Source organism: Nocardia aegles, assembly GCF_052545135.1.
The window spans coordinates 463,862-486,203 of sequence record NZ_JBQWRI010000001.1 but is presented as its reverse complement, the minus strand read 5'-3'; the positions used below and the strand labels follow the sequence as shown (position 1 = coordinate 486,203).

Annotated in this window: 20 protein-coding genes; 6 read left to right on the top strand and 14 right to left on the bottom strand. The window is 70.9% G+C overall.

All coding sequences use genetic code 11. The features are described from left to right. Positions 1-4: 4 nt before the first annotated feature. The 3 genes from ACT89H_RS02340 to rimP form a co-directional block, all read right to left on the bottom strand. Positions 5-337 (bottom strand): YlxR family protein, encoded by a 333-nt coding sequence (locus ACT89H_RS02340; RefSeq protein ID WP_445106790.1) that lies wholly within the window; start codon positions 335-337, stop codon positions 5-7. A gap of 122 nt (positions 338-459) precedes the next feature. Next, positions 460-1,488, bottom strand: coding sequence for a transcription termination factor NusA (gene nusA, locus ACT89H_RS02335; protein WP_445106789.1), 1,029 nt, complete (start codon positions 1,486-1,488; stop codon positions 460-462). Then, positions 1,485-2,150 carry a ribosome maturation factor RimP gene (gene rimP, locus ACT89H_RS02330; protein WP_445106788.1) on the bottom strand — a complete coding sequence of 222 codons (666 nt, stop codon included), beginning with the start codon at positions 2,148-2,150 and terminating at the stop codon, positions 1,485-1,487. Before rimP ends, nusA begins: the two co-directional genes overlap by 4 nt. Before the next feature lie 161 nt (positions 2,151-2,311). Here rimP and ACT89H_RS02325 point away from each other — a divergent pair, with 161 nt between their 5' ends. Next, the gene (locus ACT89H_RS02325; RefSeq protein ID WP_445106787.1) at positions 2,312-2,908 is read left to right on the top strand and encodes a hypothetical protein; all 597 of its coding nucleotides are present in this window, start codon (positions 2,312-2,314) and stop codon (positions 2,906-2,908) included. Next, complete coding sequence (locus ACT89H_RS02320; RefSeq protein ID WP_445106786.1) at positions 2,905-3,339, top strand: ferritin-like domain-containing protein; 435 nt, start codon at positions 2,905-2,907, stop codon at positions 3,337-3,339. Before ACT89H_RS02325 ends, ACT89H_RS02320 begins: the two co-directional genes overlap by 4 nt. A gap of 166 nt (positions 3,340-3,505) precedes the next feature. On the opposite strand, the gene ACT89H_RS02315 is transcribed toward ACT89H_RS02320, so the two are convergent. Beyond that, positions 3,506-5,263 carry a proline--tRNA ligase gene (locus ACT89H_RS02315; RefSeq protein WP_445106785.1) on the bottom strand — a complete coding sequence of 586 codons (1,758 nt, stop codon included), beginning with the start codon at positions 5,261-5,263 and terminating at the stop codon, positions 3,506-3,508. A 58-nt stretch (positions 5,264-5,321) separates the two neighbouring features. Here ACT89H_RS02315 and yaaA point away from each other — a divergent pair, with 58 nt between their 5' ends. Beyond that, complete coding sequence (gene yaaA, locus ACT89H_RS02310; RefSeq protein ID WP_445106784.1) at positions 5,322-6,065, top strand: peroxide stress protein YaaA; 744 nt, start codon at positions 5,322-5,324, stop codon at positions 6,063-6,065. Between the two features lie 112 nt (positions 6,066-6,177). Here yaaA and ACT89H_RS02305 read toward each other — a convergent pair whose 3' ends face one another. Together ACT89H_RS02305 and ACT89H_RS02300 are read right to left on the bottom strand one after the other, a co-directional pair. Next, a complete protein-coding gene (locus ACT89H_RS02305; protein ID WP_445106783.1) occupies positions 6,178-6,630 on the bottom strand; it encodes a nitroreductase/quinone reductase family protein in 453 nt (150 codons plus the stop codon). 72 nt (positions 6,631-6,702) lie between these two features. Next, positions 6,703-9,978 (bottom strand): ATP-binding protein, encoded by a 3,276-nt coding sequence (locus ACT89H_RS02300; RefSeq protein WP_445106782.1) that lies wholly within the window; start codon positions 9,976-9,978, stop codon positions 6,703-6,705. 103 nt (positions 9,979-10,081) lie between these two features. Between ACT89H_RS02300 and ACT89H_RS02295 the strand changes: the two genes are divergently transcribed. Together ACT89H_RS02295 and ACT89H_RS02290 are read left to right on the top strand one after the other, a co-directional pair. Beyond that, positions 10,082-10,756 (top strand): hemerythrin domain-containing protein, encoded by a 675-nt coding sequence (locus ACT89H_RS02295; protein WP_445106781.1) that lies wholly within the window; start codon positions 10,082-10,084, stop codon positions 10,754-10,756. A gap of 178 nt (positions 10,757-10,934) precedes the next feature. Continuing rightward, positions 10,935-11,348 (top strand): PPOX class F420-dependent oxidoreductase, encoded by a 414-nt coding sequence (locus ACT89H_RS02290; protein ID WP_445106780.1) that lies wholly within the window; start codon positions 10,935-10,937, stop codon positions 11,346-11,348. An 80-nt stretch (positions 11,349-11,428) separates the two neighbouring features. Here ACT89H_RS02290 and ACT89H_RS02285 read toward each other — a convergent pair whose 3' ends face one another. Together ACT89H_RS02285 and cobA are read right to left on the bottom strand one after the other, a co-directional pair. After that, the gene (locus tag ACT89H_RS02285) at positions 11,429-12,889 is read right to left on the bottom strand and encodes an MFS transporter (protein ID WP_445106779.1); all 1,461 of its coding nucleotides are present in this window, start codon (positions 12,887-12,889) and stop codon (positions 11,429-11,431) included. A 349-nt stretch (positions 12,890-13,238) separates the two neighbouring features. After that, positions 13,239-14,513, bottom strand: a complete 1,275-nt coding sequence (cobA, locus tag ACT89H_RS02280) for a uroporphyrinogen-III C-methyltransferase (protein WP_445106778.1) — start codon at positions 14,511-14,513, stop codon at positions 13,239-13,241. A 167-nt stretch (positions 14,514-14,680) separates the two neighbouring features. Between cobA and ACT89H_RS02275 the strand changes: the two genes are divergently transcribed. Continuing rightward, complete coding sequence (locus ACT89H_RS02275) at positions 14,681-15,124, top strand: nucleoside deaminase (protein ID WP_445107334.1); 444 nt, start codon at positions 14,681-14,683, stop codon at positions 15,122-15,124. Between the two features lie 155 nt (positions 15,125-15,279). Here the strand turns inward: ACT89H_RS02275 and ACT89H_RS02270 are convergent, their stop codons facing one another. The 6 genes from ACT89H_RS02270 to mqo all read right to left on the bottom strand — a co-directional run bounded on the left by ACT89H_RS02270 (position 15,280) and on the right by mqo (position 22,284). Continuing rightward, the gene (locus tag ACT89H_RS02270) at positions 15,280-15,648 is read right to left on the bottom strand and encodes a cobalamin biosynthesis protein (RefSeq protein ID WP_445106777.1); all 369 of its coding nucleotides are present in this window, start codon (positions 15,646-15,648) and stop codon (positions 15,280-15,282) included. Then, on the bottom strand, positions 15,635-17,287 hold the full coding sequence (locus ACT89H_RS02265; RefSeq protein WP_445106776.1) for a cobyrinic acid a,c-diamide synthase CobB: 1,653 nt from the start codon (positions 17,285-17,287) through the stop codon (positions 15,635-15,637). Before ACT89H_RS02265 ends, ACT89H_RS02270 begins: the two co-directional genes overlap by 14 nt. A gap of 73 nt (positions 17,288-17,360) precedes the next feature. Then, positions 17,361-17,975, bottom strand: a complete 615-nt coding sequence (gene cobO, locus ACT89H_RS02260) for a cob(I)yrinic acid a,c-diamide adenosyltransferase (protein ID WP_445106775.1) — start codon at positions 17,973-17,975, stop codon at positions 17,361-17,363. 164 nt (positions 17,976-18,139) lie between these two features. After that, a complete protein-coding gene (locus tag ACT89H_RS02255; protein WP_445107333.1) occupies positions 18,140-20,122 on the bottom strand; it encodes a VWA domain-containing protein in 1,983 nt (660 codons plus the stop codon). Between the two features lie 157 nt (positions 20,123-20,279). Further along, complete coding sequence (locus tag ACT89H_RS02250; RefSeq protein WP_445106774.1) at positions 20,280-20,735, bottom strand: GNAT family N-acetyltransferase; 456 nt, start codon at positions 20,733-20,735, stop codon at positions 20,280-20,282. Positions 20,736-20,754: 19 nt separating this feature from the next. Beyond that, complete coding sequence (mqo, locus tag ACT89H_RS02245; protein WP_445106773.1) at positions 20,755-22,284, bottom strand: malate dehydrogenase (quinone); 1,530 nt, start codon at positions 22,282-22,284, stop codon at positions 20,755-20,757. Positions 22,285-22,342: the final 58 nt, after the last annotated feature.

Genomic DNA, 22,342 nt, shown 5'->3' with positions numbered 1-22,342 from the left:
GTGCTCATGAGTGCTCGTGCCTGTTCTCGAGGTAATGCTCCAGGGCTGAGATATCCAGATGTCCGGACACTCGTAGTGCTCTGCCGATCGCTCGGCGCCGCTCTGCCGCGCGCAGACAAGCCGAAAGGGGGTGCAACCAGGCACCCCGTCCGGGAAGTCTGCGCCGCGGATCGGGAACGATCTCGATGACGTGGGCGCCGTATCCGGTCTCACGGTCCCGAGCCACGATCCGCAACAGATCGACGGCCAGCTCGCGCTTCCGGCAACCGATACACGTCCGCACGGGAGCCGCTGGGCGCCGGGGCGCCGGGTGCTGCTCGGTGGTGCGGTCGGGCATTGGAACCGAAGGCTCGGACTGAACCTCCGACCACTCTACCGCTGCCGCGCTCGGAACGCCGAACCCCTCCCCCGCGGAAGTTACGAACATGTCATCCCGAGCACTCCGCGGGCGGGCTCCGGTCAACTGCGATGCGCCTCCGTCCGAACGGATCCGCCCATGTCGGGCGCGGCGTCGCTGCGGATATCGATGCGCCAGCCGGTCAGCCGCGCGGCCAGGCGGGCGTTCTGCCCCTCCTTGCCGATCGCCAGCGAAAGCTGGAAATCGGGGACCACGACGCGGGCCGCCCTGGCTTCGGGGTCGACGATGGTGACCGAAACCACTTTCGAGGGCGAGAGTGCATTACCGACGAAGGTCGCCGGGTCGTCGGCGTAGTCGATGATGTCGATCTTCTCGCCGGCCAGTTCGCTCATCACGTTGCGCACGCGCTGTCCCATGGGACCGATACAGGCGCCCTTGGCATTGACGCCGGGCACCGTGGTGCGCACGGCGATCTTGGAGCGGTGCCCCGCCTCCCGTGCCACCGCCACGATCTCCACCGAGCCGTCGGCGATCTCCGGCACCTCCAGCGCGAACAGGCGGCGCACCAGATTCGGGTGGGTACGCGACAGCGTGATCTGCGGGCCGCGCGGCCCACGGGAGACGCCGACGACGTAGCACTTGATCCGGTCTCCGTGTTCGTAGGTCTCGCCCGGCACCTGCTCCGCGGCCGGGATCAACCCCTCCGCGCCGTGCAACTCGCTGCCGATGCGCACCACGACGGTGCCGCGGGCGTTGGCGCGCGCGTCGCGCTGCACCACACCGCCGACGATGTCGCCCTCGTGCGTGGAGAACTCGCCGAAGGACTTCTCGTTCTCCGCGTCGCGCAGCCGCTGCAGCACGACCTGCCTGGCCGTGGTCGCCGCGATCCGGCCGAAACCCTCAGGGGTGTCGTCCCATTCGGAGATCACGTTGCCGTCGGCGTCCAGCTCGCGCGCCATCACCCGGACCACGCCGGTCTTCTGGTTGATGTCGATGCGCGCGTTGGGCTGGTGGCCCTCGGTGTGGCGGTACGCGGTGAGCAGCGCCGACTCGATCGCGGAGATCACGGTCTCGATCGAGATCCCCTTGTCGGCGACGATCGCGCGCAGGGCTTCGATTTCGATGTTCATTCCACGATCCCTTCGGTCGGCGAATCGGACGCTGTTACGGATTCGGACAGTGCAGTCGGTGTTCCTCGGAGCTCCGCGGCGTCGTCGACCGCCACCGCGCCTTCCGCACCCGGGGCGGGCCGCCCGGGAACGATTCCACCCGCGAGTTCCAGCTCCCGCGCGCCCGGCGGGGAGAACTCGACCTGGACGACGGCCGTGGCGATGTCGGCGAGCGGGACCGTCACCCGGTGCGGGTCGCGTGCGCCCCCGAGCACCAGCGCCACCGAATCACCGGTGAGCGCACCGACCCTGGCCTCGAAAGTCGCCGAGCCCTCCGGCGGCTGCGCGCCTTCGCGCAGCCGGACGCGCACCTTCCGCCCGCGCGCCCGCCGCCAGTGGCGGTCGGCGGTCAACGGGCGGTCGATTCCGGGGGTCGTCACTTCCAGCACGTAGGCCGTCTCGCCGAACTCCCCCGCGTCGTCCAGCAGCACCGACAGCTCGGTGCTCAGACGCGCCAGGGAATCCAGATCGGAGGTATCGCGGTCCACGGTCACCTGCACCCGAGCCTGCGCGTCCACGCGCGTGCCCGCCGTCGAGATCTCGACGCCCTCGAGGTCGAATCCTCGGCGTTCGACGAGACCAGCTACGAGCTGGCTCACCCTTTCCTCGGTCGGCATCGGCATGTGGGGCGGCTCCTGGTTCAGTTGTGACGCGGAAGGAAAATTCTCTACCGAAGGTCTAGCGTAACGCGCCACGAGAGTGTAAAGGACCAGTGGTCTCGAAGTACGCACGCCACGGCCGACGCTGGTCCGGCGCGGCCTCGCGAGTCTGGCACGATAGTGCCGTGCCCATCCGCCTTCCCGCCCCGCCGCGTGCCGGGTGCACCACCGGCATGCCGTCCGACCGGCACGAGCCCCGCCACAACGCCCTGGATCGTCGCAGCGCGCTGCGACTCGCGGGCGGCGCGACGGCCGGGGTGCTCGCCCTCGGCGCGCTGACCGGTTGCACCGGTGACGACGTGGTCCACGAGCCGGATCCACTTGCCGCGCAGGAGGTTGCGGCGCGCGCCGACGCCGCGGCCGCGACCGCTGCCATCGCCGTCGCACCCGACCGGCACGCCGCACTGTCGGCGATCGCTGCCGAACGCACCGCGCACGCCGACGCCTTGCGCACCGAGATCGACCGCGTGATCGGCGTCTACGCCGACGGCACCACACCGGCGCGCCGCACACGCGCCGGCGAATCCGGCCCATCGGCCGTGGCTTCGGGCAGCGCCGTGCCGCCCACCACGCCGCCGAGCGTGGATGCGCTGCGTACGCAACTCACCGCCGCCCAGAAATCGTCGGCCGAGCTCGCGCGCGCGTTGACCGGCTACCGGGCCGGTCTGCTCGCTTCGATCAGCGCGGCCTGCGCGGTCCAGACAGGGGTGTTGCTGGCATGACCGAGGACGAACGCCGAGCGCTCATCGACGCGCTGAACGCCGAATACGGCGCGGTGTACGCCTACGGGGTGATCGCCGCCTACGCCTCGCCCGAGCGCACCAGGCTGGTCGCCGAGCACACCGCTGCCCACCGGGCTCGCCGCGACACCACCGTGGACGCCCTCGCTCTGGGCGGCGCGACGGTGCCGCCGCCGGACTCGGCCTACACGGTGCCGTTCGCCGTGACCGATCCGACCTCGGCGGCCCGGCTGGCCGTGACGGTCGAGTCCGACACCGCTGTCGCCTGGCGGTCGGTGGTCGAGCGCGGCGACTCCATGGCCATCCGGCGCACCGGTGTCGAAGCGCTCACCGAGGCCGCCGTCCGGCTGGCCGCGTGGCAGTCGATTCTCGGCGCGAATCCGCCCACGATCGCGTTTCCCGGCAAGGCCTGACTCAGCGACCGGGCAGCTACCCGGGAGCTGATGCGCGGCAAAGGAAACGACGCGAACGATGGCGGCGGACAGCTCGGGCCGCCGTTCGCTCGCCTTCTCCCGCGGCCTTCGCGCCGATAGCGAACGGCCCCGGCCGAGGTGCCGGCGAGGGCCGTCCGGGAACAGGTCAGCCGCGAACGCGGGCCACCACCGCGTCCACGGCGGACGCGGCGGGGACCTGCTCGGTCTCGCCGGTGAAGCGGTCGCGCAATTCGACCTTGCCCTCGGCCCAGCCGCGGCCGATCACCAGCACACACGGCATACCGAGCAGCTCGGCGTCCTTGAACTTCACCCCCGGCGAGGCGGTGCGGTCGTCGAAGAGCACGTCCAGGCCCTGCGCGTGCAGGCCGGAGACCACCTCTTCGGCGCCGGCGCGGGCCGCGTCGTCCTTGTTCGCGATGACGACGTGCACGTCGTAGGGCGCGACCTCGGCGGGCCAGCGCAACCCCTTGTCGTCGTGCTGCTGCTCGGCGATCACCGCGACCATGCGCGAGACGCCGATGCCGTAGGAACCCATGGTCAGCCGCACCGGCTTGCCGTTCTCGCCGAGCACGTCCACCTCGAACGCGTCGGTGTACTTGTTGCCGAGCTGGAAGATGTGGCCGATCTCGATGCCGCGCGCCGCCACCAGCGTGCCGCGACCGTCGGGCGAGGGATCGCCGTCGCGGACCTCGGCCGCCTCGATGGTGCCGTCCGGGACGAAGTCGCGGCCCGCGACCAGGCCGACGACGTGCCTGCCCGGCTCGTCGGCGCCGGTGATCCAGCTGGTGCCCGTGCCGACGCGGGGATCGACCAGGTAGCGAATACCATTGGCCTGCAACGCCTTCGGGCCGATGTAGCCCTTGACCAGGAACGGGTTCTCGGCGAAGTCCGTTTCGGTGAGCAGTTCCACCTCGGCCGGTTCGACCGAGGCGCCCAGGCGCTTGTCGTCGACCTCCCGGTCACCGGGGACGCCGATCCCGACGATCTCGCTCTTCCCGTCCGGGTGGCGCAGCTTGACCATCACGTTCTTCAAGGTGTCGGCCGCGGTGACCGGGCGGCCGTAGCGCTCGGCGATACCCGCGCCGTTGGCCCAGTCGACCAGCGTCGCGATGGTGGGGGTGTCCGGGGTGTCGTGCACGACGGCCGCGGGCTGTCCTTCGATCGGCAGCGGCTCGGGAGCGGGGGTGACCACCGCCTCCACATTGGCCGCGTAGCCGGACTCCGGGCAGCGCACGTAGGTGTCCTCGCCGACCGGGCTGTCGGCCAGGAACTCCTCCGACGCGCTGCCGCCCATCGCGCCCGAGGTGGCGGCCACGATGACGTACTCGACCCCCAGCCGGTCGAAGATGCGCTGGTAGGCCTGGCGGTGTGCATGGTAGCTGGCCTGGAGGCCGTCCTCGTCCAGGTCGAAGGAGTAGGAATCCTTCATCACGAACTCGCGCCCGCGCAGGATGCCCGCGCGCGGACGCTCCTCGTCGCGGTACTTGGTCTGGATCTGGTACAGCGTGACCGGCAGGTCCTTGTAGGAGCTGTACTCGCCCTTCACGGTGAGCGCGAAGAGCTCCTCGTGGGTGGGGCCGAGCAGGTAGTCCGCGCCCTTGCGGTCGCGCAGCCGGAACAGGCCGTCGCCGTACTCGGTCCACCGGTTGGTGGTCTCGTACGGTTCGCGCGGTAACAGCGCGGGCAGCGAGATCTCCTGCGCGCCGATCGCGTCCATCTCCTGTCGCACCACGTCCTCGACCTTGCGCAGTACGCGCAAGCCCAGCGGCAACCACGAGTAGACGCCCGGGGCGACCCGGCGCACGTAGCCGGCACGGACCAAGAGTTTGTGGCTGGGCACCTCCGCGTCGGCGGGATCGTCGCGGAGAGTGCGCAGGAACAGGCGGGACAGGCGGGTGATCACGGAAGCACAGGGTAGTCGCCGGCCGGACGCCGGTCCCAGCGCATTACCGTATTCGTTCGTGCTGGTCCTGCTGCCTCCCTCCGAAACCAAGTCCGACGGCGGCGCCGGAGCGCCGCTCACGCTGGACTCGCTGGCGATGCCGCAGCTCACGGCCGTGCGCACCCGGCTGATCGAGGAAGTGGTGCGGTTGGCGGACGACCCGGAGCGCTCCCGCACCGCGCTCGGACTCGGCAAGGGCGCCGATGGCGAGATCGCCCGCAACGCGGCGCTGCGCACCTCGCCGACGCGTCCCGCGCTGGAGCGCTACACTGGCGTCCTCTACGACGCGCTCGACGCGCGTTCGTTCACCAGGGCCCAGCGGGCCAAGGCCGATGCCCGGCTCGGCATCGGCTCCGCGTTGTTCGGCGCGGTCCGCGCCGGTGACCCGATTCCCGCCTATCGCCTGTCCGGCGGTTCGAAACTGCCCGGCCTGCCGACGCTTTCGGCCGTCTGGCGCGACGAACTGTCGGCGGCGCTGCACGCCGAGGCGGCGGGCGAACTCGTCGTGGATCTGCGTTCGGGCACCTATCAGCAGCTGGGGCGGGTGCCGGGCGCGATCACCGCGAACGTCGTCACCGAGCATCCGGACGGGTCGCGCACGGTGGTGAGCCATTTCAACAAGCACCACAAGGGCCTACTGGCGCGGGCCCTCGTGCTCACCAGAGGCGAGCCGACCGACGTGCGGGGCGTCGCCCGGGTGGCGGCCAAGGCCGGGTTGCGAGCCGAGATCGCCTCGTCCACGGAGCTTGTCATCATCACCTGAGCGCGTCCGGCTGTTCAGTGGTGAGCGCGGCGGGATCGACACCCACGCGAGACCGCCCATACCGCGGCCTCGTCGCCCCGGCCGTGCGAGTCGAGATCGCACGACACGGCGATCAGATGCCGTGCGGCACCAGCAAGACGAGGGGGATGCGGCGGGTCGTTCGCTTCTGGTAGGTCTCGTAGCCCGGGTAGGCCGCGACCACCTCCGGCCACCGCCGCCCGCGTTCGGCCGCGGTGAGGACGTGTGCGGTCATCGACCGGGTGGGGCCGTGCCGGAACGACACCTCGACCTCGGGATGGGCGCACAGGTTGTGGAACCAGTCCGGAGAGATGTCGTCCCCACCCCGGGAGGCCACGATCAGGTAGCTGTCGCCGTCCACGACCGGGACGGTGAGGACGACGGTGCGCGGTAGCCCGCTGCGCCTGCCGGTGGTGGTGAGCGTCAGGGTGGGCATGTTCTTGAAGCGGGTGCCGACTCGGCCGCCGGTGCCGTCGAGCAGCTTGCGATGCAGGGTGGTCACGGTCTTCAGGTACAGGTCGGTGACGGTGCGGCGGGCGTCCGGCATGGGTGCTCCTCGGTCGGATGGGTCGGTCGAGGACAACGGTCCGGATCCGGCTTGTGAACGACCAGTAGCCGATCAGCGGTCCAGACGCTCGCGGGCGGCGGCGGTCCAGGCGGGGTTGCCGCACCGGCGGGCAACGCGCAGCGCCGCCCGGTAGTGCTCGGCGGCCGGGCCCGGCTCACCGCGCAGCGCGGCAAGGTCACCGAGCACCGTGTCGACCGGACCCACGACGTAGGAGCCGGTGTCGGCGCCGCCGAGGCGATCTCGGTAGGGCAGCAGGTCACGGTAGGGTGCGCCGGCCTCCTGCGGCGTGCCCAGCGCCGCGACCGTCATGCCGCGCAAGGTGAGGAACAACGAGCGGAACAGGTCGCGCCGGACCGGTCGAGCGCGCCGCCTGGCTTGTTCGGCCGCCGCGCGATCGCCGGCGGCGAGCAGGGCCAGCACCTGGAAATCCACGGTGGTGTCCACGGTCTCCGGGGCGGCGCTCTCGGCGAATTCGCCGATCATCTCGGCCAATTCCCCGGCCCGTCCCTGGTACCATCGCACCGCGAAAAGCGCCATGGCCGAAATCCCGCTCGCATTGATGATTTCCGCACGGGTCAGCAGTTCGCCGGCCTGTGCGTAGTGCCGCTCGGCGGCGTTCGGGTCCCCCGCTGCCAGCGCCAGCAGCCCGCGCGCCATGGCGTTGGCCACCTGCGCTTGCCGCCACTGGTAGCGGTCGGCCAGCACGGTAGCCGCCTCGAGGTGCTCGCCCGCGACGGCGAGGTCCGCGGCGAAAGCGGCGGCCTGGACGGAGATGGTGTGGCCCAGTACCAGGTAGGTGCTGTGGTCGTTGCGCCGACCGATCTCGATCAACTCGGCTCCGAGCGGGCCCCGCTCGCGGGTGTCGTAGAGCGATGCCCGGGCTTGCAATGCCGGAGCGAGCAGGGTGTCGTCGCCCAGTTCGCGGGCGATCGCCTCGGCTTCGGCGGCGGCGTGGCCGGCCCGTTCGCCGGACACGCCACCGATCTCGTCGACCAGGGTGACCAGCAACCGGCACCGGTCGGCGGGAGTGAGGCCCGGAAAACGCAGTGCGCCCTCGAGCCGGGCGACCACCTGGTGTTCGACCACACCGTAGAACCGATTCAGCCACGGTGTCGGAGTGTCCCAGGCGCTGAACGCCCGCAACAGCAAGTCGGGCCGGCCTGCTTCCTCGGCCGATGCCGCGGCGCGGCCGCGGGCGGCGCGCGCGGCGAGGCTGTTGCCACCGGCGAGGTGACTGCGACCGGCCCGGCACAGCATCGCGACCCGCTCTGCGACGGTGTCCGAGCCGACCTGGCGCTCCAGGGCCGCGACGGCACGTTCGTATCCGGCGGCGGCGACGTCGTGGGCGTAGCGCCGCTCGGCCCGTTCGGCCGCGGCCACCGCGTAGTCGGCGGCCCGCCGTGCCGTCAGCGGGGTCACCGATTCGCCGTAGTGGTGCGCGAGAGCGGCGAAATCCCCCGGATCGATCTCCTCGATCGCGGCAGCCACCCGCCGGTGCCACCGATCGCGGCGGACCCTCGGCAAATCCCCGAGGAGCGTGTCGCGAACCAGGATGTGGGTGAAACGGCCGCGGCCACTGGCCGGTTCGTCCAGCAACCCGGCCAGGACGCCGGCCTCCACCGCGTCCAGCACCTCGTCCGCACCCACCTCCGCGGCCCGCACCAGCACCTCGAGGTCGAACTCCCGGCCGATCACCGCGGCAAGGCGAAGCAACGCCACCACGGTCTCGGGCAGGCGGGAAAGCCTGCGGCGCAGGACGTCCCGCACACCCTGCGGGACTTCGGAGGCGGCCACCAGTTCGCCCTCGCTGCGCAACAGGCGCGCGATCTCGATGAGGTAGAACGGATTGCCGCCGGTGCGCTCGTGCAGTGTCTCGACCAGGGAGTCCGCTGGTGCGCTCCCGGTCAGTGCGGTGATGAGCCTGCCGCTGTCCTCGATACCGAGGCCGTGCAGGCGGACCCGTGCGCGGACGGTGGTCGCCAGCGTCGCGAGGGCATCGGCGAGCGCGGGCGGCACTTCGTCCGGGCGGTAGCCGATCACGACCAGCGCGGGCACTCTCGTGGCCACCGCGGCGAGCAACACAGCGGTTTCGGCGTCGCTGCGGTGCGCGTCGTCGAGCAGGATCGCGAGCGGACGGTCGGCGGCGACCACGGTGAGATAGCCGCACACCGCCCGGTGCAGCAGGAAACGACCGTGCGCGTGATCCGCCCGCGGCGGGTCCGCGCCGTCGGTGAGCAGCGGGGCGAGTCCGGGCGCGAAGTCACCGGGATCGTGCTCGCCGACCAGGCTGCGCAACATCTCGACCCAGGGCCACGCGGACGGTGCGGCCTCGTCCTCGGGGCAGTGACCGAGCACCACACGGAACCCGGAGTCCGTCAGTGCGTCGCGAACATGGCGCAGCATGGTCGATTTCCCGCTACCGGCCTCGCCCACCAGGGTCGCTGTCCTGGGCCTGTCGCCCTGGGCGGCGGCGTGCAGGGCGGCAAGTTCCGCGGCACGCCCGAGCAGCCCCGTGCTCGCCTCGGCGGCGGGTGCCTTCGGAGCCGGATCGGAGGCGAAGACGGTCTTCTCGCGCACCGGAATCCGCTGGGCCAGGATGTCGGCTTCCAACCTGGTCAGTGCCGGTCCCGGATCGATTCCGAGCTCTTCGGCGAGTACCGCGCGGGCCTGCCGCAGCGCGGCGAGCGCTTCCGCCTGGCGCCCGGCCTGGTAGCGCGCCAGCGCCGTGAGCCGCCACGCTTCCTCCCGCAGCGGATGTTCCCGGCTCAGCACCTCGGCCTGGGCCGCGGCCAGTGCCGGTTCATCCAGCTCGAGCAGCGTGGCTACGAGCTGTTCCCGCGCGCTCGAGCGCAATTCCTCGAGCCGCGCCGCCTCCGCGCTCGCCCATGATTCCTCCGCGTAGCCCGCGTACGCCGGCCCCTGCCAGCGGGCCAGCGCCCGCTCCAGGGCGCGCCGCCGCGCACGCGGATCGAGTTGCCGCGCCGCGGTATCCAGGTCGGCGCCGAAGACCCACGCGTCCACCGCATCGGTGTCCAGACGCACAGCGTATCCGGGAGCGCGGCTGATCAACACGGTCGCGGGCGCGCGCGGCGGCCGCCGCGGCTCGAGCAGCCGCCGCAGATTGGACACATAGGCCTGCAGCGCACCCAGCGCCCGCGGTGGCGGCTCACCGCGCCACAGGTCGTCGATCAGGCGATCGACCGAAACCAGCTCGCCCCGCGCGACCAGCAGCCGTGCCAGCACACCGCGTTGCCGCGGGCCGCCGAGATCGAGTTCACCGCGCTCGTCCGCCGCGGTCAGCGCGCCGAGTACCCGGATTCGAACCATGACCCGCCAAGTCTAGGGATGGCTGCTCTTAAGCGCGTCTCGAGCAGGCTACAAGCGACCGACCGCATGCTCGCCGCGGTCCCGACACCGACAGGAGCAGCTCGTGAACACCACCACAGCGCCCGCGCGCCCCGACACCTACGACATGGTCGTGGTGCACAACGCCTTCCGCAGACACTTCCACGCGCTACCCGGCCTCGTCACCGAAGTCGCGGCCGGTGACGTCGACCGCGCCCGGCGCCTGGTCGCGTTCCTGGACGAGCTGGGTACCGGCCTGCACCAGCATCACTCCGGCGAGGACGAGCTCCTGTGGCCCCTGCTGCTCGAACGCGCTCCCGCCGACGCGGCCTCGGTGCTGCGCATGGAGGAACAGCATGAGCGGATCGCCGAACTCACCGAACGCGCACACCGCCTGGCGGCCGAATTCGCCGCCGCCGCCGACCCTTCGGTCCGCGATCGGCTCGCCGTGACACTGCGTGCGCTCGCCACCGCCGTCGACGAACACCTGGCCGAGGAAGAACAGCACATCCTGCCCGTCGTCGAGAATGTCATGACCGCCACGGAATGGCAGGCGCTCGGCGAACGCGGCCGAGACCACCTGCCCAAGGATCGCCAGCTGGTCTTCCTCGGCTTCATCCTGCAGGGAGTGTCCGACACCGAACGCCGTAAGGTGCTGGCCGAGATGCCCGTTCCAGCACGCCTGGCCTGGCGTCTGCTCGGGCGCCGCGCCTTCGCCAAGGAGTACCGCGAGATCTATCGCACCGACCCCGAGTGGTGACGAGCCCGTTTCGATGCCTCGCATGTTGCCGGTCCGGGACCGGCAACATGGGAGCGATGCCCCTGCGGCGATCGTCGACCGCGCCGACGTCGACGGCTCGGCACACCCTCGGATCCACGCCGGCCATGTGCCCGAGCCGACGGGAATGCCGTGCCGCGCGACGTTGTTCGCTCAGAACGTGACCAGCATCGCAGAGCTTTCCGACGACCTGAAGAAGTACCTGGACGAAGAAAAGGTCTTCGCCACCGCGGCCACGATCGGGCCCAATGGGCAACCGCACCTGACCGTGATCTGGCTGAAGCGCGACGGCAACGACCTGCTCTTCTCCACCACGACCGATCGCCAGCAGGGCAAGAACCTCGCGCGCGACCCGCGCATCACCGTGCTGATCAATCCGCCGGACAACCCGTACGTCTACGCGGAGATCCGGGGCAGCGTGACCATCACGCCCGATCCGGAGAAGACGCTGCCCGACGAGCTGTCGGCGAAGTACACCGGACAGAAGTACGCGGACTTCAATCCCGCTTCGGCCGACGACGGTCCGCGCGTCATCGTGCGGGTGACACCCCGGCGAGTCGCGGGGCGGTTGTGATCGCTGTGCTGGGCGCGCACCAGCCGCGGTCAGCACGGGAATCACTATGAATCCGTTCACCGCCCAGCGCAGCTGACAGCTCAGGCCTGTTGCGCTTCTTCTTGAGCGTGCTGGGCCATGGCCAGCTGCTGCGGGGTGAAGCGCAGGGTCAGGGCGACCAATCCGGTCACGAACGCGACGAGGGCGCAGACGAACAGAACCAGGGTGTAGCCGTTGCCGAGCGCGGCGATCTCCGCGGGGGTCATCCCGGTCACCTTCTCGGTGCGGCCGCCGAGCGACAGGGTGCGGGAGGCCGCGATCGGGGTGAGCAGACCGATGGCCACCGGCGTGGCCAGATTCATGAACATCTGCCCGACCGCGGCCAGCGGGCCGATATTGGCGGGCGGCACGTCGACCAGCACACACAGCGGTGCGAGCACCATGGCGATGCCGACGCCGAAGCCGATCACCACCAGCAGCGGCAGCAGCGTGGCGAAGTACAGGACCTCGCCGTCGAGGGTCGAGCCGAACAACAGTCCGACACCGAGCACCGCGGCCGCGCCCGCGAGCAGCCAGCGCGGCGCGATGTAGAGCGCCGCCTTGGAGGCCACCGCGCCGCCGACACCGATGCCGACGGTGAACGGAATCGCCGCCACGCCCGCCTTGAGCGGCCCGTACCCGATGACGTTCTGCATGAACTGGGCGACGAAGAAGGTCATCGCGCCCAGCACGCCACCGGCCAGGAAGATGAGCAGGAAGGTGGCGACACGGTCCCGGCTGTCGAACAGCGACCACGGCAGCAGCGGGTGGTCCACCCGCCGTTCCAGCGCCACGAAGACGATCAGCAGCACGACGCCGGCGATCAGCGAACCGATGATCGCCGGGTGTCCCCACCCCATCTCCGGCCCTTCGGTGGCGCCGAACACGATCGACGCGCAGGCGATGGTGCCGAGCACCGCGCCGGGAAGATCGAGCGCCGAACGGTGGTGTTCGGTGTCGGCGAGTTTGTAGGCCGCGCCGAGAATGATCAACGCGCCGATCGGGACGTTGATCAGGAAGATCCACCGCCAGGACAGCTGGGTCAGCGCGCCGCCGACCACGAGACCACCGACGGAGCCGATGCCGACCATCGAGCCGACGATCGCGATCGCCTGGTTGCGTGCCTTTCCCGGCGCGAAGGTCGTCGCCACGAGCGCGAACGCCGTCGGCGCCGCGACCGCCGCGCCCGCGCCCTGGAACGCCCGCGCCGCGAGCAGCATCGCCTGGTTCTGCGCCAGCCCGCACAACAGCGAGGCCAGGGTGAACACCGCGACACCGACCACGAGCATGCGCTTGCGGCCGAACGCGTCGCCGAGTCTGCCGCCGAGCAGCATCAGGCCCGCGAAGGTGAGCCCGTACGATGTCACCGTCCAGGCGCTGCCCGCGCTGGACAATCCCATCTCCTCTTGCAGCCGCGGCAGCGCGAAGATCACGACCGTGCCGTCGAGCACGACCATGAGCTGCAATCCGCTCAGGACTAGAATGGCGAGCCCGAAGGCCCGCTGCGTCACTGGATACTGCATCGTCGCAGCGGGGTTCCGAAGCACAGTGAGTCACTGTAATTGATGCGGCTGCCGCATTTGTCCACCCACCGGCCCGGCCGGGCCGACGACGGGAAGCGGCACCGACCATCCGGCCGGTCAGGCCGACTCCCCCGCAATCGGCTGAGCGATCCGGGTCGAGTGCCGATGGCGCGCACACTCTCGGCGGACGGCCCCCGTCACGGGTGCCGATACGACCGGTTCAGGCGTACCTCCGGCTTCGCTGCGGCCATGCGCAGGCTGACGACGGACTACGGGTCCGACCGCACCCATCAGGCAATGGTCTGTGCGGCCAGGGCCGCTCGGCCTCCGATCGCGGCGGCGGCAAACGCTAGCCCGCTGCTGAGTCGACGTGCGGGACGATCGCATCGGCGGAGAATCCGGCGGTCGGGCCGATCACCACGATCGCGGGTGGGCGGATGCCCTCGGCGCGCACCCGAGCGGCCACTGTGCCGAGATCGGCGCGCAGCACGCGCTGTGTGCGCAACGTGCCCTCCTGGATGACGGTGGCGGGCGTGCCGACCGGGCGCCCGCCCTCCAGCAGCGCGGTGGCGAACTGCTCGATCCGCTCCACCGCCATCATCAGCACCAGGGTGCCGCGCAGCCGGGCCAGCGCGGGCCAGTCCACCAGCGAATCCGGATGGTCCGGCGCGACGTGCCCGCTGACCACCACGAACTCGTGGGTGACGCCGCGGTGGGTCACCGGGATGCCCGCGGCGGCGGGCACCGAGATGGGGCTGGTGACGCCGGGCACCACCGTGACCGGGACCCCGGCGGCCACGCAGGCCTCCAGTTCCTCGTAGCCGCGCCCGAACACGTACGGGTCGCCGCCCTTGAGCCGCACCACGAACTTGCCCGCCTTGGCTCCTTCGATCAGCGCGCTGTTGATCGCCTCCTGTGCCATCGCCCGCCCGTACGGGATCTTGGCGGCGTCGACCACCTCGACCTCGGGCCCGAGTTCGGCGAGCAGTTCCGGGGGCGCGAGCCGGTCGGCCACCACGAGATCCGCCCTGGCCAGCAGCCGCCGCCCGCGCACAGTGATCAGATCGGGATCACCCGGTCCACCGCCCACCAGGGCGACACCGGGCGAGATCGGCGTCGAGTCGTCGCTCACCACACCGGATTGCAGGGCTTCCAGCAATGCGTTGCGCACGGCCGCCGAGCGCCGGTGCTGCCCGCTCGCGAGCACACCGAGGGTCAGCCCGTCGTAGCGCGCGGTCGCGGGGGTGACCGCGGTGCCCAGCCGTGCCGTGTCGGCACGCACGCAGAAGATCCGCCGCCGGGTTGCCTCCGCCACCACGGCCGCGTTGGTCTCGGGTTCGTCGGTGCACGCGATCGCGTACCAGGCGCCGTCGAGATCGCCGTCGGTGTACTCGCGCAGGGTGACGGCGATCTGCCCGGAGCTCGCCATCGCCTCGACCGCTGGCGTCACGGCACGACTCACCACATGGACATCCGCGCCGGAGGCGATCAGCAGGCCGAGCCTGCGCTGCGCCACCGACCCACCGCCGACCACGACGACACGCCGTCCGTGCAGATCGAGCCCGACCAGGTAGTTCGGGTCGCCGGCGGGCGGGTCTTGCGTTGCGTCTGACGTGTTCGGCACAAGTTTCGAGCCTACGGCGTGACCATCCGGCACCGGCAATCGCCCGGGTCGCCGCCCGGCCGACGCGACGAGCGGTAACAAGCGATTCGGCAGTCCGTGGCGGTAGGTTGCTGTGGAGTCGTCCAGCTCGGAAAGGCGGACCGATGAAGCAGCCGACACCGGCGCGACTGCTCGATGTGGCCTACGAGGAGGCGTTGCGCGGGCTCGCCGAGGGCGGGATCCCGATCGGCGCCGCCCTCTTCGACGCCGACGGCACCCTGCTCGGCCGCGGCCGCAACCGCCGGGTGCAGTCCGGCGACCCCAGCATGCACGCCGAGACCGACGCCTTCCGCGCGGCGGGACGACGCCGCGATTACCGCGACACCATCATGGTCACCACGCTCTCGCCGTGCTGGTACTGCAGCGGCCTGGTCCGCCAGTTCGGCATCGGCTCGGTGGTGATCGGGGAGTCGCAGACCTTCTCCGGCGGGCACGAGTGGCTCGCCGGACACGGCGTGGCCGTCACCGTTCTGGAAGACCGGCGCTGCATCGATCTGATGACCCGTTTCATCGCCGAGCATCCCGCGCTGTGGCACGAGGACATCGGGTTCGCCGACGATCTCGAGGCGTGACCCACCGAGGTCGGTGCCACCGAGACCGGCTGCCCGGCAAGTGTGCGGTGCGCGGCCGATGAACACCGCACGATTGCGTCCGTAGTGGGCCATCGGCGGAGCGCAGGCATCGACGCGGCGATCGCGCGGCCCGATACGCAGCCGGTCGGATGGGCCTACCGCTCGTACAACGCGGCCGCGAGCACGACTCCGCGCACGACACGCTTGGACAGCACCAGCGACCCGCCTTCGGCGGCGAGTAATGCCGCGGCCTCGGCGACGCTCGCCGTGCCGACCGCCGCGCGAGTCCGGCTTTCCGGGTTGTGGACGGCGACGGCCGCCAGTTCGGCGGCAGAGTAGGACCGCAGCGGCACTCGGAGGTCCCGGGCGACGGCGCGCAGGCCGGGTTCGGTGCAGCGCGGCGCGATGCTGGCCAAGCACACGATCCGATGATCACCCACGCCCTCGTGCAGGGCGGCGCGGATCGTGCGGGCCGAGGTGCGTGGTCGCAGGCCGATGCCGACGACGACTTCAGCGGAGGGCACGCGAGCTCGCGAATCGTGCTGTCGCCGTGACGAATCGCCGCACCGCCTCGGGATTTCCCGCCGGGTGGGTATGCAAGTACGAGGCATGCACGTTGCCGCTGAGTGCCCCTTCTCGGATGGGCTCTCCCGTGCCGGCGCGCCAGCCCCACGCCGGATTCCGTGGCGGCGCGGACACCAGGCACGTGCGGTGGAATTCGTGGCCACGGACCCGTTCCCCGGCCCGCCACAACGGCGAGTCGGCCAGCGCGACGGCGTCTCGGTAACCGAGCGTCAGGCGCGGGCCGAACGCGGCGTCGGCCGCCACCACCCCGGCCATCGGGTGCCCGTCCAGCGAGCGGCTCAGGTACAGCAGTCCCGCGCATTCGGCATGCACCGGCATCCCGCGGCGCGCGGCTTCGGCCACTGCCCGCAACAGGGCGGAGTTGGCGGCCAGCTCCGCGGCGTGTTCCTCCGGGAAGCCACCCGGAAGAACCAAACCCGCTGTCCCGGTAGGCAATTCGTCGTGCAGCGGATCGAACACGACCACCTGCGCCCCCGCGGCTGTCAGCAACTCACGGTGCTCGGCATAGCCGAACGTGAACGCCGGGCCACCGGCCACGGCGATCAGCGGCCCCTCCCGGTCGGCCTGGGCGTGAACGGCGATCGCGCCGGAAGCACTGTCGGCGGCGCACACACCGCCGGGCTGGATGGCGACCCACGAGTCCCGGTCACCGCCGACATTCCCCGACGACTCGAGGGCACCGACTCCACCGAAAGATATCGACGCTGCCGATTCACCGGCGTCGCTGACAGACGTCGCAGCCGCGGGGGCAGCCGCCGCACCGGCAGCCGTCGACGTCTCCTCGGCAGCAGGCGCACCGAGTGACGTCTCGGTCTCGGCATCGGCGGCCCCTTCGAGCCCACGCACCGCCGCGGCGGGATCCCACGCGGCTCCCGGCGCGCACGAGCGTGCGAGTGCCGCGATGGCGTGCAGGTCCACATGTGCGGCGACGAGGTCCGTCATCGCCGCGACCGCCGCCGTCGCGGCCCGACCGTGTTCCACGGCCGGGATCAGGCCGAGATGCCGGGAAGGGACCTCGAGGTCGGCCAGGCGCGGCAGCGACCCGAGCACCGGCAGCCCGACGCGATCACAGGCTGCGCGCAGCACGTGCTCGTGCCGTTCGCTGCCGACCCGGTTCAGGATCACACCACCGAGGCGGACGCCACTGTCGAAAGTCGCGAATCCGTGCAACAGCGCCGCCAGGCTCTGGCTGTGCCCGCGAGCGTCCACCACCAGCACCACCGGCGCCCCGAGCAGGGCCGCGACCTGCGCCGTCGAACCCTCCGCCACGGGACTGGAACAGTGTTCGTCGATCCGCCCGTCGAACAGCCCCATCACGCCTTCGACCACGGCGAGGTCGCACCCCCGCGCGCCGTGCCGGTACAGCGGTACAACCCGCTCCACCCCCACCAGCACCGGATCCAGATTCCTCCCCGGCCGCCCCGCCGCCAGCCCGTGATACCCCGGATCGATGTAATCCGGCCCCACCTTGAACGGCGCCACCCGATGCCCCACCCGCCGCAACGCCCCCACCAACCCGGTCGCCACCGTCGTCTTCCCGCTTCCCGACGCCGGCGCCGCCACCACAACCGCCCTCATCCCCGCCCCCGCTTCGCGAGTGACTCGTGCGGCATTCTCGCGATACGCCGCGGTGATGTGCCGCTCGCGGAAATCACCATTCGATGCCTCGTTGGCCTTTGCGACCGGCGTCCATGGGGTGTTTGAGTTTGGTCATCTCGGTTACCAGGTCGGCGGCTTCGAGGAGGGGTCGGGGAGCGTCGCGGCCGGTGATGACGACGTGTTGGTTTCCCGGGCGGGCGCGCAGGGTGTCCACTACGTCAGCGGTGTCGACCCAGCCCCATGTGAGGGGGTAGGTGAATTCGTCGAGGACGTAGAAGCGGTGCTGTTCGGCCTTCAGGCGGCGGGCGATCTCCTGCCATCCCGCCAGCGCGGCCGCGGCGTGATCCTGTTCGCTGCCCTGCTTGCGGGTCCAGGACCAGCCCTCGCCCATCTTGTGCCATTCGACCGGCCCGCCCGCGCCGGTCTGCTCGTGCAGCGCGCCGAGAGCGCGGAAGGCGGCTTCCTCCCCGACCTTCCACTTGGCGCTCTTCACGAACTGGAACACCGCGACGTCGAAACCCTGGTTCCAGGCCCGCAGCGCCATCCCGAACGCGGCCGTCGACTTGCCCTTACCCGGCCCCGTGTGTACGGCGAGCACCGGCTGGTTGCGTCGCTGCCGTGTGGTCAACCCGTCGTCGGGAACGGTCTCGGGAACACCCTTGGGCATCGAATCTCCTTGCTCGTCCTGGGATCACTCCGACCGACCGCGCGTCCCGCCGAAAGCCACTGCTCGCGCAACCGGCCCGCCACACGGCCGAACGGCCGCGCTGTGCGTGCTCGGCCGAAAGCGCCGCGCAGCGGTCTGCACCGGACGCACCATCACACTCTCGCTCACGCCGCCCGCGAAACGCTTCGGCTCGCGGAACCCGAACGGACGACATCGGCGACCGAATCGCCGGTCAGCTCGGCCAATCGCAGATATCCGCCGCGCAGGTCGCGAGCCAGCTGCGCGGCGAGACCGAGGCGGATCATGCCGCGTTCGCAGTCGACCACGATCGAGGTCACCGCGTCCCTGGCGAGCAAGCGGGCCGCGGTACGGGCGCGGGGAACCGGGTCGGCGCCGCCCGTGGCGCGACCGTCGGTGAGCACCACCAGCATGGGTCTGCGGCGCGGATCGCGCACCCGCTCGCGCAGCACGATCTCCCGTGCCTTCAGCAGGCCCGCGCCCAGCGGCGTCTTCCCGCCCGTGCGCATCCCGGACAACCGGCGCACCGCGATGTCGACCGATGAGGTGGGCGGCAGCACGAGTTCGGCCTCCGCCCCGCGCACGGTGACGACGGCGACCTTGTCGCGGCGCTGGTAGGCATCGCGCAGCAGCGTGACCACCGCGCCGGTGACCGCGGACAACCGGTCGCGGGCGGCCATGGAACCGGACGCGTCGACGACGAACACGACCAGATTCCCCTCGCGGCCTTCCCGATACGCGCCGCGGAGGTCCTCGGCGGCCAGCCGCAGCGGCCCGGAGGCGCGTCCGCGGGCACGCTGATGTGGCGCGGAGGCGAGCACGGTGCCGAGCAGGTGCAGTCCCGAAGCGGTCTCGGTGCTGGAACGCACCACTCGCCCGTGCCGGGATTCCGCGCGGGAGCGGCGCCCCGGAGCGCCCTCGCCGACACCGGGCACTTCCCAGCGCGGTGTCCGCGCCCTGGCGGAAACCGGTGGGCCGGTACGACCTTCCCCGGATCGCTCGCCGCCCGGACCGTCCGGCGGCGAAGGATCGTCGGGGCCGCCGTCCGGGTCGTCGCCCGGCGGGTCCCGCCGCTCGTCATCGGTGACCGCACCATCGGTCGCTTCGGCATCCTGCGGCGCGGTCGGCCCCTGCTCGCGTTGCGCCTCCGCGGCGGCGTCGCGCATGGCGTCGTCGAGCTGTTGCTCGCTGATGCCGGGCTCGTCGAACGGATCGCGCCTGCGCCGGTGCGGCAGTGCCAATTCGGCGGCCACCCGCACGTCGTGCTCTGTCACCGCGTCGCCACCGCGCCAGGCGGCATGCGCGGCCGCGGTGCGCGCGACGACCAGGTCGGCGCGCATGCCGTCGACGTCGAACGCGGCGCACAGCGCGGCGATCCGGCGCAGTTCCACATCGTCGAGCGCGACCCGCCCCAGCCGGTCGCGGGCGGCGAGGATCCGCTCGGCCACCTCGTGGTCGGCCTCGGCGTAGCCGGCCGCGAATCCGGCCGGATCGGCCTCGTAGTCCAGCCTGCGGCGCACCACCGCCATGCGCACGTCGACCTCCCGCGAGGCGGCCACGTCCACGGTCAGGCCGAACCGGTCCAGCAGTTGCGGACGCAGCTCGCCCTCCTCCGGATTCATGGTGCCGACCAGCACGAACCGCGCCGGATGCGAGTGCGACACACCGTCGCGTTCGATATGCACCCGGCCCATCGCAGCGGCGTCCAGCAGCACGTCCACCAGATGGTCGTGCAGCAGGTTGACCTCGTCGACGTACAGCACACCGTGATGGGCGGCGGCCAGCAGGCCGGGACGGAACGCCTGTTCCCCGTCGCGCAGCACCCGTTCGAGGTCCAGCGAGCCGACCACGCGGTCCTCCGTCGCGCCCACCGGCAACTCCACCAGGCGCGCGGGCCGCGCGCCGGTATCGTCCACCACCGGCGGCAGCAACTGCGCCAGCGCGCGCACCACGGTCGATTTCGCGGTGCCCTTCTCGCCGCGCACCAGCACGCCGCCGATGCCGGGATGCACCGCGCAGAGAATCAGCGCCAGTTGCAGCCGCTCCTGCCCGACCACCGCCGAGAACGGGAATCCGACGTCGCCGTCCGAAGTCGACAGTGTTCGGCTGCGCGGATCGGACGTCGGCACTGTTTCGGCATGGGACAGGGACACGCCCCAACTCTAAGCGCGCGGCCACACCCATCCGATAGGGCCCTTCGATTCAGAACCGATGCGGGCGGACCCCGCCAAGCACCGCGCCCGCTCCGGAGACTTCCGGAGCGGGCGCGAATGGCGAGGTGGGAGGCTACTCGCCTCCCCTGCGCATCGGCACGTGTGGGATGCCGTCTTCCTCGAATTCCGGGCCGTCGACCTTGAATCCGTGCTTGGTGTACAGGTCGATGAGGTAGCTCTGAGCGCTCAGGCGCACCGTCGCCGAGCCGACCTCGGCCAGCGCCGCCTGCACCAGACGCGTGGTGTATCCGTGCCCACGGGCGGGCGCCGCGGTACAGAGCCTGCCGATGCGGAAGCTCTTCACACCGTCGCGGTGCTCTTCGCACAGCCGCAGTGTGGCGATGACCTCGCCCTCGTCATCGAGCCAGAAGTGCCGGGTCTCGGGAAGCAGGTCCTTCCCGTCCAGTTCGGGGTACGCGCACTTCTGTTCGACGACGAAGACTTCGACGCGCAGTTTCAACAGCTGATAGAGCGTCGCGGTATCGAGATCCTGTGCCCAGGAACGTTTGAGAGCAACCGTTGACATCATCGCGTCTTGCTATCACAACCTAGGCGTTCGCCGCGACCCCTGCGTGGCTCGGCGTGTTGTCGCCGCTGGTGACGAGGTTGAGCGTCTTGGTGGTCCAGTCCCACACTTCGTGGAACAACGCCGGGTCGTCGGAGAGCTTCACGCCCAGCGAGGGCACCATCTCCTTCAGCTTCGGCGTCCATTCGGCGTACTCCCGGGGGAAGCACCGCTGCAGCACGTCCAGCATGGCGGTGACGCAGGTGGAGGCGCCCGGGGACGCGCCGAGCAGACCGGCGATCGTGCCGTCCTGCGCGGCGATCACGGCGGTGCCGAACTCGAGCACGCCGCCCGCGCCCTTACGGCGGATCACCTGCACGCGCTGGCCCGCGGTGATGAGCTCCCAGTCCCTGGCCTCGGCGCGCGGAATGAACTCCGACAGCGTGAACACCTTGCCCGCCTCCGACTTCAGCAGCTCACTGACCAGGTACTTGGTCAGGCCGAGCTCGGTGACGCCGACGCCGAGTAGCGAGAAGATGTTGTCCGGCCGCACCGACTTGAACAGGTCGGTGTTCTTGCCGTCCTTGAGGAACTTCGGCGTCCAGCCCGCGTACGGGCCGAACAGCAGGCCCGGCTTGCCCTTGATGACGCGAGTGTCCAAGTGCGGCACCGACATCGGCGGAGCGCCGACGGCGGCCTTGCCGTATACCTTGGCCTCGTGCTGGTTGATCAACGCCCGGTTGACGCAGCGGAAGAACTGACCGCTCACCGGGAACCCGCCGAAGCCCTTCGCTTCCTCGATACCCGCCTTCTGCAGCAGCGGCAGCGCGCCGCCACCCGCGCCGACGAAGACGAATTTGCTGATCAGCTTGCGGGTTTCGCGGGTGCGCTCATTGCGCACCGTGACCACCCAGGATCCGTCGGACTGCTTGGACAGATCGCGCACCTCGTGCCCGAAGGCCAGATCCGCGCCGGAAGCGCCGAGGTAGGCGAGCAGTTCCTGGGTGAGCGAGCCGAAGTCGATGTCGGTGCCGCCGTCGGTCCAGTTCAACGCGATCGGATCGGAGAAGTCGCGCCCGCGCGCCATGAGCGGCAGGCGGCGGGAGAACTCGTCGGGGCTGTCGATGTACTCCATGCCCTCGAACAGCGGGTGCGGCGCCAGTGCCTCGTACCGCTTGCGCAGGTACTGCACGTTGTCGGCGCCGTGCACGAAGCTGACGTGCGGGATGGGATTGATGAAAGCGGACGGATCGCGGAGGATGCCGTTCTCCACGCCGTAGGACCAGAATTGGCGGGAGACCTGGAAGCGCTCGTTGATGTCGACGGCCTTGGTGATGTCCACCGAACCATCGGACGCCTGCGGGCTGTAGTTCAGCTCGCACAGCGCGGAGTGTCCGGTGCCCGCGTTGTTCCACGGATCGCTGCTCTCCGCGGCGGCGGCGTCGAGCCGCTCGAACAGGGAGATCGACCAGTCCGGCTGCAGCTGCCGCAGCAGCGCGCCGAGAGTGGCGCTCATGATGCCGGCACCGATGAGTACTACATCGGTCTTTTCAGTCAGGGCAGCGTTCGGCACGGGTAGATCGACTTCCTTGTCTGCGCGGGCCCACCGGGTGGGTGGGCCAGCCTGGGCA